Source organism: Bacterioplanoides sp. (assembly GCF_965219715.1).
Classification (GTDB): Bacteria; Pseudomonadota; Gammaproteobacteria; order Pseudomonadales; family Oceanobacteraceae; genus Bacterioplanoides.
Window position 1 is genome coordinate 2123926 of record NZ_OZ244785.1, and the last position, 14177, is coordinate 2138102.

The following is a 14177-nucleotide window of genomic DNA, read 5'->3' on the forward strand; positions in this document are numbered from 1 at the left end:
ACGAGGGTGTTGTAATGGATAAACTGATGATGACCGAAGCCATTATGCTGGCGAAAGCCGAGAAAGGCCTGAGCTGGGAACAGATGGGTAACGACCTTGGTTTCTCTCCGGTGTGGCTAACCTCAGCTTGCCTGGGCATGAACAGTGCCCCGCAGGAAAAAGCATTAGCTATTACCGAGTATCTGCAACTGGATAACGAAGTGGCTAGTGCATTAATGGCCTACCCAACCAAAGTCTGGGACCAGGCCGTACCAACCGATCCACTGATTTATCGTCTGTACGAGATTGTTGGCGTGTATGGCGAGACGTTAAAAGAAGTGATTCAGGAAAAGTTTGGTGATGGCATTATGAGTGCGATCGACTTTTCTATGGATATTGAAAAACAACCGGATCCAAAAGGAGACAGAGTCATTCTCACCATGAACGGCAAATTCCTGCCTTATAAATCCTGGTAGCGAGCTCTGGTCATTCACAGTGAGCAAACAATTATCTGTAATTTTTGCACATGCCAGCGACGCCGGACGTAAGCCCGGCAACCAGGATTACCTTGGCCAGCGGACGCCCGCTGGCCATCTGTTAAACACCAAAGGGATCGCCTGCGCGATTGCCGATGGTATCAGCAGCAGTAACGTCAGCCATATCGCCAGTCAAACCTCAGTAAACAGTTTTTTAGACGATTATTTCTGCACCCCTGAAGCCTGGTCGGTTAAGTCATCGGCGTTAAAAGTATTGCAGGCTACGAATGCCTGGCTATTTGCCCAAAGCCAGAACAGTCCACAGCGTTTTAATAAAGACAAAGGTTACATCTGTACTTTTAGTGGCATTATTTTTAAATCACGTTTTGCCCATATTTTTCATAGCGGTGACTCCCGCGTTTATCGTTATCGCCCGGGTGAAAAAGCGAACCAGCTTCCGCAACAACTCACTCAGGATCATCGACGACAGGTTTCTGCAGATACCAGCTATCTGACCCGTGCATTAGGTATTCATCAGCAGCTTGACCTTGACTACATTCAGGTTGATATCGAAGCCGGTGATCTGTTTATTCTGACCACCGATGGTATTCACGATTTTATTTCACCAGAGTTAATGGCTAAGACGCTGAAACACGAACAGGATCTGAAGCCTTGTACAGAGCACCTGCTCCAATCTGCACTGGCTGGCGGCTCAGATGACAATCTCAGTATTCTGCTGGCAAAAGTCGAACAAGTTGCTGATCTGCAATTGGAAGAAATTCAGCAACAAGTGCTTCAGCTGCCATTGCCGCCAGCGTTTACACCACGTATGGAGTTTGATGGTTATCGCATTGAACGCGAGCTGTATATCAGCAGTCGCAGCCACGTTTTTCTCGCTACCGACCTTAAAAGCAAGGATATGCTTGTTATTAAAACGCCAAGCACCGAGCTGGCAAATAATCGGGCTTATCTGGAAAATCTGCTGCAGGAAGACTGGATAGCCCACCGCCTTGATAATAATCACGTGCTTCGCAGCTATGATTCCGGCCGCAAGAAAAACTATCTGTATCTGAGTAACGAATATATCGATGGCCAGACACTAGGCCAGTGGATGGAAGATCATCCAACGCCCTCTTTAAATCAGGTGCGCGATATTATCTCGCAGATTGCTAAAGGACTGATGGCGTTTCATCGTCAGGAAATGGTGCACCAGGATCTGCGCCCGGCGAATATTCTGATTGACCCACATGGTACGGTTAAGATTATTGATTTTGGTGCTGTCAGAGTAGCATGCATTAACGAAATAGTTACTCAATCAACGCCACACCTGATCCCAGGTACGGTGCAATATTCAGCCCCGGAATTATTAATACAGCAGCATAGCGACCAACGCAGCGATTTATTTTCTCTGGCAGTAATCGCGTATCAGATGTTATCCGGAAAACTTCCCTACGCCAGCCATCTGGGGAAAGCCCAAAGCCAACAGGACCTTAATCGTTTGAGTTATCAAAGCCTGATTGCCTTTCGCCCGGATATACCACACTGGTTAGATGAAACACTAAAAAAAGCGCTGATGATCAGACCACATCAACGCTATCAGGAAGTTGCTGAGTTTATTTATGATCTGAAACACCCGAATAAAACCTATATGCGTAAAACCCGTCCCGCTCTGATCGAACAGGATCCGGTTAAATTCTGGCAAACAGTTTGTTTGGCTCTGCTGGTACTATTGCTGATTAATATCAACTGACCTGTAAACAAAAGGCATATTCAAAGATATGCCTTTTATTCTTATGTCAGAACCGGCCAATAAAACCGAAACTGATTTCCTGAGCATCCGGTGAGTACGAATTCATATCCAGGACCAGTGACAGTGTTGGAATAACCTGATAGCGCACACCAGCATTAAAATACGGATGATCTTCACTACTGTTATCCAGATTTAAACCACCTTCACTGGAGGTTTCCAGACGGCCATAGCCAATCGCTGCATACCCCTGATATTTCTTGTTGAGGTCGTACAGGTATTCCACTGCTGCCACGTAGGCTTTGTAATTCACCTCCGCACTGTTGATTTCTGCATGGCCTAAGTCAACGTATCGAGCTTTGGCTCGGAAATCATCGGCAAACTGATAACCCACCTCAGCAGTCATGCTCCAGCCGGTTTTGTCAGTCAACTTAAGGCCATTATATAACTTAGGTGTCAGATAACTGAGTCCGGTTGTAAACGAAACATCCCAGTTACTCTTCAGGAGTTCATCACTATGGCCAGCCATACTGAACGCTAATGCAGACAGAATCAGCAGCAGTTTTTTCTGCCTGACAGCAATCATCAGTGCGAACAGCAGCATCAGACTGAACACCGTTAACGCACCGCCGGTTTCAACATCAGTTTCAGTACTGACTGACGGATCAACGTTGTCGGTAACACCATCATTGTCGCCATCATTATCCAGGTAATCGGCAATACCATCACCATCGGTATCCGGTAATTCCAGCGAGTCCTGAATACCGTTGTTGTTGCTGTCTTGCCCGGTAATCGTGCCGTTAACGTTATGATCGATACCGTCATCAATGCCATCCGCATCCGCATCTTTGCCGGTTAACACGTCCGAATTATTATTTTCTTCAATGTCTGAAATACCGTCATTATCGTCGTCTTCATCGAGGTGATTCGGAATACCGTCGTTATCCATATCACGGTAAGAACCAAAGGCACCAATCGCGTTATCCACCACATCCATCAGGCCATCTTTATCAAGGTCAGCCTGGCTATCTAAACGACCATCTTCATCAGCATCCAGATTGGCCGGTAAATCAGCTGAGAAAAAGTCACGCTGTTGCCCATCACTTTTTAACTGCAGGAAGTTGGCGGTGCCATCAACGTTGGTGTCGGTTAACAAGTCGGCATCGGTAATAACATTCGCCCCCTGATCCAGCAGAGCATTTTCATCCTTATCGGTTAAGCCAGCTTCAATAACATCAAACACACCGTCATTATCTGCATCCAGATCCAATGAATTAATTAAACCGTCACTATCCACATCCAGCGCATTATTAGCTGCGATAATTTCAGCCAGGCTATCGCGCGCATCATTAACACCATCGTAGTTAGCATCCAGTGTTTCTGAATTATTTAAGGTGCCGTTGTTATCCGTATCGGCATCAAACCAATCGATAATACCGTCGTTATCACTGTCGGTTTTATCCAGCGATAATTCCAGTACGTCGGCAATGCCATCGTTATCTGCATCGCTATCACGCATATCGGCGGTGCCATCGTTATCGCTGTCTTTATCGGCGCCACCTTCAACAATCCCAGGCAAGCCATCGGCATCAATGTCCTGCCCCAGCAATACAACATCAAGCAGAGCCTGAATTTCGCTTAACTCATTCACATCATCAACAGTAGCTTGTTGTGCCACAGCACGATTCAGAATTGGCAAAATGCGCTGCAATGTTTCTGCATCCGCATGTTTAACACCAGCATCCTGATAATTCTGAACACTCGGAGCAGGTTCCGCAGCCTTGTTAGCCGTTTTAGAAATCGCAGCCAACGCTTGTTGCTGCCGGTAATCAGCTGCAGAAATAACCGCGGCTGTTGCAGCACTGGTTACAGACTCTGCAGATCCACGTGCATCGGTAAAGCTGGCTGATACCATCAGAGTTTTGCCGATATCCGCAGCCAGCGGAGTGTAATTAGCCGCAGTAGCCGATTGGATATTTACGCCTCCGGCTGACCACTGATAATTAATCCCGGAATCCGGTAAACCGTCTGCATCAGTAATCACTGCTGTTAGTTGCTGGCCAACGGCAGCGGCACCTGACAATGAAATCGTGGCTGCGTCATTCTGATTAACCACTTCCAGATTAAAAGCTGGTAAAGAGGTGCTTAATGAACCATCACTGACGCTAATAACAATGCCGCTGGTCGTACCGATATTATCGTTATCCGGAGTACCGGTTAATGCACCTGTTTCACTGTCAAAATCAGCCCAGACTGGTTTATTGGTAATAGAGAAGGTTAAATCACTACCCTCAGCATCTGCTGCTGTTGGCGTAAAGCTATAAGCCTGATCTTCATTAACTGTGGTTGCAGGTGTACCCGAAATGGTTGGAGCATCATTCACCGCATTAACGGTTAAATTAAAGGCTGCAAGATCAGCGGTAGCTGTTCCATCAGTAACACTGATTACAATACCGTTAGTTACGCCAGAGTCGTCGTTACCCGGAGTGCCGCTTAGAACGCCAGTTGTAGTGTTGAACTCCGCCCATGCCGGTTTATTGGTAACAGAGAAGGTCAGGCTATCGTTATCCACGTCATTAGTTGTTGGCGTAAAGCTGTACGCGACATCTTCATTAACCGAGGTTGCTGGAGTACCAGAGATTACTGGCGCATCGTTAACAGCAGCAATAGTAACGTTAACCGTAATATCATCTGTTAACGCTCCATCTGATACACGCACAACAAAGTTGTCGCTACCGTTCTGGTCTGCTGTTGGCAGGTAATTAATTACTTTAGAAGTGCCGGTACCCGAAACAGATGCGGCGCCTTTAGTCGCCTGATTCTGAATGCTCCAGGTCAGCGTATCGTTATTCGCATCTCTTGCATTTAACGTCAGCGAGAAAGCGGTCGGGCTTCCATCTTCGTCCATATTAACGGCAACCGAACTGCCTTCACTAATTACCGGAGGGAAAGCATTTTTAAGCGTAAAAGTCTGATCAACACCCGGTTCAGAACCAGCAATAATATTACCGGCAATATCGCTGATATTCGGGTTATTAAAGTTTAACCCAACAACACCATTTAAATCCGTCAGGTCACCACCACGGGCCCTGACTTCAAATCGTGATAAATCCGAGATCAGAATAATATCCAGCCCAGCGGTTGTTCCCGTCACCGAAAAATCAGCACTGTCGACAGCGGTAACCGCTTCATTGAACTGAACCAACCAGACAACGAAGTTGAAAGAAGTTTCTTCAGCAACCGGATTAGTCCGGGAGAAACTCTGCACAACAGGCCGTGCGGTGTCGATCTGAACAGCAGTAGCAGCGGATGCAGCAGAGGTATTTCCTGCGTTATCACGAACTGTTGTGGTGATGTTGTGGTTACCATCAGACAAGGTGTTTGTCGTCACACTCCAGGAACCGTTGACTGCATTGGCAATCGCACTACCAACAACACCGTCGATACTGCTACTTAAAGTCACAACGCTGCCCGCTTCTGCACTCCCGCTGAAAGTCGGCGTATTATCGTTGGTTATTCGGTCAGAAGAGCTGACACCGCTATCGGATGCAGCATCAAGAGCCGGTGCAGCCGAAACAGCCGGAGCCTCACGATCAAGGCTATGAACCTCGCCACTGGTATAAGCAGCCAATGAGCCATTAGTGCCATTACCATTGCCTGCGTCGTCAGTAATATTTGTATTTGCGCGAACATCCAGGCGGAGATTACCTGTTCCGGCAATTGAATTAACAACGACATTTACTGATGTGCCCGAGGCAGATGATACCGAAGCGATGCTTGCCGTTGGTGCAGGAACGTTACCTGACAAATCAAGAACGAAATCATCGGTGCTGACGTTATTAACGGATTCGTTAAACGTCACCTGATAAGTCACCGTTGCAGCATTTTTCGCAGGCGTACCAACCAGATTAACCGATTGAATTGCAGGTGATGTTCGATCTGAATTTGACGCAGTAATCGTATTGCCAGTTGCGTCAGTACTGTCTCCTCCTCTGGAAGAAACAATAAAATTATCTGCCGCAGCCAGATTATAACTGGTTGAATCCGACGAAGAAGTACCGTTTGAGTTAATCAAACTGTCCAACGCGATTTTATCTGCGCCGCTCACAACAACGGTAAACTGAGTTGTACTTGTTAATTCAACATCGGCTGACGTTGTTAAGGTTCGCGTTGCACCACCTTGGCCAGTAATAGAGAGTAAACTCACGTCCACATCATTGTTAGCGCCTGATATAGAAAAGAAATTTACGCCCGTTACGACCAGATTACCGGTTGCACCATCATAGGTTGCGGAAGTAATTGTAGGAATTGTAGCCTGGAAGCTTATCCGGGTGTCGGCACCCTGCTCGACCATATCTGCAATCTGCATATTTTCGAGATTGGATACGTTGATAGTGATTTCATAACCATTTCCGTAACTACCATCAGTATCGATCCGTAAAATGCTACCGTTAACAAATTGACCAGAGCCATGTCCAACGACTGCAGTATTTCCTTCAACAATAATAAAATCGTCATCCGAAAGGTCTGTAATAGTATTACCATTTAACTCGCTGATTGATCCGGAAAAACGGTCTGCTCCCGCACCACCTGACAAAGTGTCAGTACCAGCCCCTGGCCTAATGATGTCATCACCCTTCCCGCCTTCTAACGTATCGCTACCAGCGCTACCGTTAATAGTTTGAGCACCGTCAGAACCCACAATCAAGAAACTATCGCTGCCACTATCCGCTGCAATTAACGTTAATCCATTGACTGTCGCCGCCGTAGACTCAATGGTTTGAGAACCGCCCGCGGCAGTAGAAATTGCAAAGTCCGGATAACTGCGATCTGTCAGATTCCCGGAATCAGAGAAAGCTAATGTTCGAACACCGCCACCTGGAGCTTCAAGATTCGTAAACTCGCTTAATTGTGTCAGTGTCAGAGTTACCGTATCCCCTGAATTTGCTACAGACAGGGTTTCCATTCCTACCAGAGTTGCTCCGGAAATATTAGCGCCATCGGTCGCTGAGATAACATCGGTACCAGCAAGTCCACCAGAGATGGTGCCTGTTGGCGTTAAAGCACCAACATTGATGATTTGGTTGTTTGCATCGTCACCCGTTACATTTTGTGTAGCTGCACCTAATGTAAAAACACCTGAATAAGTGTCGTTCAGATTATAACTTTCAATAACAGATCTTCCGGTTAAGTTATCAGATCCAGAGGAAATAATGATCGATTGGCTGGCGTTATCAGTAAAGGAAGAAAACAGTCCATGTTGAGTTGAGCTCATCTCAACGCTACTGCTGGCTGGAATATTTAATGTTTCAAAGTTAGATATATTGATTGCTGTCAGATTTGCACCATCTAATGTCACCAAAGTATCAGCGCCACCAGCACCATTAGCTGTCCCCGAAGTATGACTCACTGATCCGATAGTCAGCGTTTCGCTTGAAGAATCAAAAATTAAAGATGGGGATAGGTTGGAGCCAGTCGTAGTATTAAAGCCATTGGCCTGGGTTGTTGCAGACGTAATTGCTGAAACAGATATTGTTGCACTTCGGCTAATGCTATTACCGCTGCCATCATTTACAACAACGGTTACATTTCTGTTAGTTGTATTAGGTGTATCAGAGCTATTGTCATAAGTAATACTTTGCAAGAAAGTCGAAACTTCAGCGACTGTCGCTGTAGCTCCCGTAATGCTAATAGTATCACTCAAGCTGATATCTGACGCACCTGATATTCCTGCTAAGGCGTTTTGAGCAGCCCCACTGACACTTAACCCTTCAGCAGCACCATCCTGGTCATTCGTCAGAGTAACTGTAATTGAGTTAATGGTATCACCATCTGTATCAGTTACAGCAGCGGAACCAGCAATACTGACAGCCCCGGTAATTTCATCAAAACTCACCGAACTATCGTTGCCTGCACCACCACCATTCAAGTCAACAACAGGAACAGCATTTGTAGCTGCGGTAATCGACGTACTATTAACTGCCGTTAAACCACTCGCAGCCGCTCTGATATCTATTACATCGCTTGCACCACTCACGGTGTATTGCAGGGCTAATCCAGAAAACGTTACTTCTCCGGAAGTAGCTGCTTGAATTACCGTCGTTTGACCACCACCATCCGGGTCACTAGTAGAGCTAAAGCTATTAACAAAATGTCCTCCTGTTAAAGATGTACCACCAGAGTCAACAATCGACAGTGTCACGCTACCAGTGAACCCGGTATCGAGAGTGTTGTTTACATCAAGCGCACGAACAACAGGTACCTGAGTAAAAGCGATTGATTGGCCAGAGCCAATAGAAGTCGGTGCAGGCTGCGTAGAAAAAACCAGCTTTGTTGCAACAACATCGGAGGTGACTGCATTAGCATTTATCGTTGCCAGGTCTGAACCGATACCATCCTGGTCATTAGCGGTTAAGGTAAAGGACTGCTGATCTGCGGTTGCGGTATAAGCTAAGCCAGAGAACGTCGCAACACCGCCACTGGAAGCAGCAGAAGTATTACTCAACGTGCCAGCACTGGCTTCCGTGAGAGTAATGGTTTCAGTAAAATCGCTGTCGGTATTGCCAAATGCATCCTGAGCTGTAACTATCGGCTGAGTAGTTAATGCCGCTCCAGAAACTGAACCTGAAGGCTGCGTACTAAATACCAATGAAGTGGCAACAACATCGTAAGTTCCGCCAGAACCATTACTAACGGGTGATGTTGTGCCCATCTGAGTTCCGCCAGCACCAACCGTCAGGTCAGTATCACCATCAATATTCAGGATAAAAGTGCGATCTTCCGTAATACCGGTATTGTCGTTGTAAAACGCATTAATGGTGTAAACTTCGCTCGCACCATCAGCAATGGATATCGATAGTCCACTGAAAGTAATGCTGTCGCTACCAGCGCTGTAGGAACCGGAAACATTGGAAACATCTGGCCCATTTAAACGCCAGGTTATTTTTCCACGTTCCGCATCAGTAGCCGTTCCGGTTACATTTAAAACGACTTGAGAAATAGCCATAGGTTGGCCATCGCCACCGCCACCATCACTCAAGGTAAAGTCAAAGACATTAACTGCTTCACCCAAGGTATCAATCGTGGTGTCTAAACCCACAGGCTCCGTGACGCCTGCAGCTGCGGTTAGACTGCCGTCGGCATCATTTGGGGAAATTACGGAAAATGCGGTACCGGAGGGGGCAAAGGGCGTTGCGTTATCATACTCCCAATTTGAAGCATCCATAATCGATGCAAGTAAAGCGTCTTTTGTTCCAGAGTGAAGTGCTGAAGTTTTATAACGAGCATTATCAACCTCAGCTCGAACTCCATTTGTATACAGCCCAACAGCATTCACTCCGTTAGATAATGAGCTTGGTAAAAAAGTACTACTAGTCGTAGCACTAAGTTGCCACGAATTATCAGGAGCACCAATGGTTCCGGTGTTTGCAGAAATTCCAGTTATAAGATCATTAACTCCCGGATTGCGCTGTGCTCCCTGATGAATAAATAGGTTATCTCCAGCAGAGCCAAGCATATTATTGCCAATAGGGTTAGCTCCCCCACCAATAGTCATAGTTCCAAGCGCCCCTCCAGAAGAAAACGTCAGAGTATTAGTGCTGGCCGAGAATGACACTTCTTCTCCGGCAGAAATGTTGGATGTCGCGGTGAAAATCAGTTCGCTTTCATAAGTTCTTAAAGTTGATCCATTCCATGCTTCATCTGTAATATAAAAAACTGTTCCATTACTTATATGTGTAAGAAACACAAAAGAAAAAGAATCGTCGTCCATTTGTATCCGGGTAAAAGCAATATCACCTTTAGACAGGGTTGTCGCGTGGGTAGATGCCGAAATCGATAGTGATAAAAAAAACAATAAACTGGCTGACATAGTCATATCAAACCTACCCAAAAAGCCAAACGTCCGTTCAATAAACACCTTCTTCTCCTTCCAAGTCTTTCAGCTGAATGGTTTCGCTAACAGTTGATTATATTAACAACTAAGAAACTAGTGACAATTTTATTTTTAACTACGAAGATAATAATAAATAATCATTAACTATATCACAAACCACGAAACTAAAATTGATAAAAATATAATTTAAATTACTCTTAATTATATAGAGTTGCGTGATGAACCAAAACCTAGAACCCCAAATATTGAGAGAACATTCTCTCAATATTTGGGGTTAACAATGTATTATATGTGGGAATTATCCGTTAACTGAACATATGATCTTTTGTTCGAAAGTTTTTAGTCCAGCGGCGATAGGTAAAACTAAAGCCCGGGAACATCGCAATCACTTTGCCACTTTTGCTCTTATACCAACTATTACAGCCGCCGCTTTGCCAAACGGTTTGCGCCATTTCATCATGAATATGGTTGGTATAACGCTCTTCTGCATCGGCACGCACCTCGATGGTTTGTTTCGCCTGCTTTTTCACGGCTTTCATGGCCGACAGGATATAATTCATCTGCGCTTCGATAACAAAAATTGCCGACGTATGTCCAATACCTGTGTTCGGTCCGGTAACAATAAACAGGTTCGGGAAACCTGGTGCTGAGGTGCCTAAGTACGCACGTGGGAAGTCTTCCCAGGTATCCGCTAACGTCACACCATCTTTACCGACAACCGGATAAGAAATCACACCGTCCGTTGCATCGTAACCAGTGGAGTAAATAATTAAATCCAGATCCAGCTCTTTGCCATCGGTGGTGTTAATACCTGTTTCAGTAATTTCACCAATGCCCTGATCTTTATCATGCAGGGTAACGTTATCTCGACAATAAGCCGGGTATAAGGTGTTGGATAAAATGATTCGCTTACAACCGATTGTCCAGTCTGGCGTTACTTTTTTACGTAGTTCCGGATCTTTAATCTGACTGTTAATATGATTTTTTGCCACACGGGTGGCTAACAAGTTGAGCATAAAGCGCGAATATTTAAAACCAACTACGCGGGTTTCCAGCCCCCAATAGATGGCTTCTCGCAAACCGCGATAAAGCGTTTTATTTTTTAATAACTTACGCTGCCAGCCTTTAAACTTATAATCATGTCGCGGCATTACCCAGTGTGGACTGCGCTGGAAAATATGTAACTGCCCCACTTCTTCGGCAATGGTTGGAATAATCTGGGCAGCACTGGCACCACTGCCAATAATCGCTACTTTTTTGCCTTTTAAGTCGTAATTGTGATTCCAGTCATTGGTGTGGAAAGATTCACCTTTAAAGCTGTCCCGGCCTTTAAAATCAGGAATCACAGGCGTGCTCAGCGGTCCGGAAGCATTAATAACAAAGCGAGCTTTGTAGGTGGTTTCAACACCGGTTTTTACATTCTTAACATCGATCTGCCACAGACTCTGATCTTCCAACCACTGAATTTTTTCCACGTTGGAATTGGTACGGGTGCGTTCACGCAGCTTATGTTTATCGATCACATAATTGGTGTATTGCTCCAGTTCACTTTGTTCAGCAAACATTTGTGACCAGTCATACGGTTCAGACTCAATCGAATACAGCGGAGACTGCACATCCACCGCGGCCCCCGGATAACTGTTCTGACACCAGGTGCCACCCATAAAATCGCGACGCTCAAGTAAAATAAAATCGTCGATGCCATTTTCTTTTAAACGTAACGACGCACACTGGCCGCCAAAGCCACTGCCAATAATGATGACTGCATGGGTAGACATAAATCCGGCTCCCTCGATCTGTAGCGAATGCTGGTTGTTATTATGTGAAGATATGGTTCGTCACTTTACTTCTGACGACACATGTCGTCAAATGATCGAACGAGTCCTATTAAGACAACTTTTACCAACCCCGAGGCTGATGTGTCCAACACCACCAATCCAACTTCCGGTCGTCGCCGAAGCAGCAGTTCCGGGCGCACTTATGGTGGCCTTAGCCAGGATGAACGTAAGCAACAACGACGCGAGCAGTTTCTGCAAGCTGGCTTAAATGTGTTTGGCACTGTTGGATTCCGCCAGGCCACGGTGCGCGGGCTTTGCAAGGAAGCTAAATTAACCGACCGTTATTTTTATGCCGAATTCGGCAGCATCGAAAATCTGCTGACAGCGGTATACGAACACCATATGACCGACATCCGCAATCAGGTGATGACGGCTTTTGCCGCCGCGGAAGCGGGAGGCGATCCACAGCTACTGGTAAAAAAAGCGTTAACTGCGTTTTATCAGGCCTTAAGCGATCCCAAAGTGGCGCGGGTGTGTATGGTGGAATTAGAAGGCGTCAGCAAAGAAGTGAATCAGCTTTATCATGCCTACATCCGTAGCTTTGCCGATCTGATTCTGAGCCTGATCCGCACCTTAACGCCAGACTGGTCTTACACCGAAGAAGAAGGCGCCATTTTATCCATCGCCATGATTGGTGCCATGCGCCAGGCAGGAACCTATTGGTTGTTAAATCCGGATACGGTGCAAAAAGACACGCTGATACGGGTATCGACCCAGCTCTTTATGGGCGTGTTTAATGAAGTGAAAGGCCAATAACGTCATCAACAGCACTTCGGATACCTCGCTCATCCAGCCGGAACAACGGCGTAAAAAAGCGGTCTGAGAAACACCTGTTTTTAGCGCCGTTTTATTATGTCTCTATTTCATCCGCTAACGGTCATTAATGGCTGTGTCATTGCTGCTCTGTCGCTGACTGCGTTCGCCGATAACTCCTCAGATAGAGTTATTCCCCAGGCATTTATTCCGGCACAAAGTTATATGTTGGGCTGCTCGCCTGGCGATAACCAGTGTGATATTGACGAAGGCATTGTTCAGGGAGAAACCATACAGCCGGTCAGAGTCACTGTATCGGCATTTAAAATCGATAAATACGAAACTTCAGTGGCGGAATATCGTGAATGTGTCGACGCCGGAGCCTGCAGCCGCCCCTTCGATTTTCGCCGTACGCATTATTGCAATTACGACGCCCCTGGCCGCGACAACTATCCACAGAACTGCATTAACTGGTTTCAGGCACAGAATTATTGTCAGTGGCGGGGAAAACGTCTGGCCTACGATATTGAGTGGGAAGCTGCAGCACGAGCAGGTTCTGATCAGGCCCACCCCTGGGGATCCGCTGCGGCCACTTGTGACACGGCCGTCATGGACCCAGGCGATCCGGTCAAACCCGATACAGTCACCGATGGCTGCTGGCGAGATCTGAGCTGGCCACGCAACAGCTTTCAAGCCAACGCTTATGGTGTATACGACATGATTGGTGGTACGGCAGAATGGCTGATGGACTGGTATCACCCGCAAGCACACCAGAACTATTACGCCCAGGGCAAACTGCAGGGCCCCGAGCACGGGCAGTTGAAAGTTATTAAAGGTGGCGCCTGGGATGAAGAAGCCTGGGCCCAACGGGTCAGTAATCGTTTTGCCAAGCCGCAACGCGGTAATCCGGATCTGTATGGCTCCAATGGCATTCGCTGCGTCACTCCCCTGAACAATACAACCAAAAGCAATCTCCCGGATTAGGTAAACAAGCAAACCTGGACACGCAGCCGGTACCCGCGAGCGTTATTCTTATCCACAGAATTTACCAGAGTGACGTCGATGGCCAGACTGATTGTTACCAACCTGTTTTTTGCATTGTTGCTGGCTATTTTTTTGCTGCAACCCATCACATCCAACTGGGCCTGGCTGGCTTTAATTGTATGCTGGTGCATGGCGGAAGGTTGGCTGGCAAAAGACACACGCATTAAATGGTGGCACTTCGCCCTGTTATTTGCCGTGTTGGGCAGTCTGGAATTTGCGCTGGTTTATTATGTTTCCAATGGGAGGTAATTATGTTTTGGAAAATTGTCGGTGTATTTTTATTGGCGTGGGCCGGAATTGATCTTTATAACGGCTACACCATGATCTATGAAACGGTTACCCGGGAAGGCAATCCAACCATGTACTGGAGCGCCATTACCTGCTGGATTGCATTAGGCATCAGTTGTTTTTTCAGTTGGGAATAAACCGCGGCGGCTGAACCGGTC

At 46.4% G+C, this 14177-nt stretch carries 8 protein-coding genes; 6 read left to right on the top strand and 2 right to left on the bottom strand.

The features are described from left to right. Positions 1–14 precede the first annotated feature (14 nt). The gene (cynS, locus tag ACOQOZ_RS10115) at positions 15–455 is read left to right on the top strand and encodes a cyanase (protein ID WP_420592149.1); all 441 of its coding nucleotides are present in this window, start codon (positions 15–17) and stop codon (positions 453–455) included. Positions 456–474: 19 nt separating this feature from the next. Beyond that, positions 475–2205 (top strand): protein kinase domain-containing protein, encoded by a 1731-nt coding sequence (locus ACOQOZ_RS10120; RefSeq protein ID WP_420592150.1) that lies wholly within the window; start codon positions 475–477, stop codon positions 2203–2205. Positions 2206–2251: 46 nt separating this feature from the next. Here the strand turns inward: ACOQOZ_RS10120 and ACOQOZ_RS10125 are convergent, their stop codons facing one another. Both ACOQOZ_RS10125 and ACOQOZ_RS10130 read right to left on the bottom strand, forming a co-directional pair. After that, positions 2252–9427: an Ig-like domain-containing protein gene (locus ACOQOZ_RS10125; protein WP_420592151.1), complete on the bottom strand. Its 7176-nt coding sequence runs from the start codon at positions 9425–9427 to the stop codon at positions 2252–2254. A gap of 974 nt (positions 9428–10401) precedes the next feature. Next, positions 10402–11874, bottom strand: a complete 1473-nt coding sequence (locus ACOQOZ_RS10130; RefSeq protein ID WP_420592152.1) for a flavin-containing monooxygenase — start codon at positions 11872–11874, stop codon at positions 10402–10404. A 141-nt stretch (positions 11875–12015) separates the two neighbouring features. Here ACOQOZ_RS10130 and ACOQOZ_RS10135 point away from each other — a divergent pair, with 141 nt between their 5' ends. The 4 genes from ACOQOZ_RS10135 to ACOQOZ_RS10150 all read left to right on the top strand — a co-directional run bounded on the left by ACOQOZ_RS10135 (position 12016) and on the right by ACOQOZ_RS10150 (position 14156). After that, entirely contained in the window at positions 12016–12690 is a 675-nt protein-coding gene (locus ACOQOZ_RS10135) for a TetR/AcrR family transcriptional regulator (protein WP_420592153.1), read from the top strand. A gap of 96 nt (positions 12691–12786) precedes the next feature. Beyond that, positions 12787–13671 (top strand): formylglycine-generating enzyme family protein, encoded by an 885-nt coding sequence (locus tag ACOQOZ_RS10140; RefSeq protein WP_420592154.1) that lies wholly within the window; start codon positions 12787–12789, stop codon positions 13669–13671. Between the two features lie 78 nt (positions 13672–13749). Further along, on the top strand, positions 13750–13980 hold the full coding sequence (locus ACOQOZ_RS10145) for a hypothetical protein (RefSeq protein ID WP_420592155.1): 231 nt from the start codon (positions 13750–13752) through the stop codon (positions 13978–13980). A gap of 2 nt (positions 13981–13982) precedes the next feature. Next, positions 13983–14156 (top strand): hypothetical protein, encoded by a 174-nt coding sequence (locus ACOQOZ_RS10150; protein ID WP_420592156.1) that lies wholly within the window; start codon positions 13983–13985, stop codon positions 14154–14156. Positions 14157–14177: the final 21 nt, after the last annotated feature.

What these genes read in the sequence shown, in the direction of transcription:
- ACOQOZ_RS10125 (WP_420592151.1), bottom strand. Translation starts at nt 9,427, where the DNA reads ATGGATGCTTCAAATTGGGAGTATGATAACGCAACGCCCTTTGCCCCC.
- ACOQOZ_RS10130 (WP_420592152.1), bottom strand. Translation starts at nt 11,874, where the DNA reads ATGTCTACCCATGCAGTCATCATTATTGGCAGTGGCTTTGGCGGCCAG.
- ACOQOZ_RS10145 (WP_420592155.1), top strand. Translation starts at nt 13,750, where the DNA reads ATGGCCAGACTGATTGTTACCAACCTGTTTTTTGCATTGTTGCTGGCT.
- ACOQOZ_RS10150 (WP_420592156.1), top strand. Translation starts at nt 13,983, where the DNA reads ATGTTTTGGAAAATTGTCGGTGTATTTTTATTGGCGTGGGCCGGAATT.
- ACOQOZ_RS10140 (WP_420592154.1), top strand. Translation starts at nt 12,787, where the DNA reads ATGTCTCTATTTCATCCGCTAACGGTCATTAATGGCTGTGTCATTGCT.
- cynS (WP_420592149.1), top strand. Translation starts at nt 15, where the DNA reads ATGGATAAACTGATGATGACCGAAGCCATTATGCTGGCGAAAGCCGAG.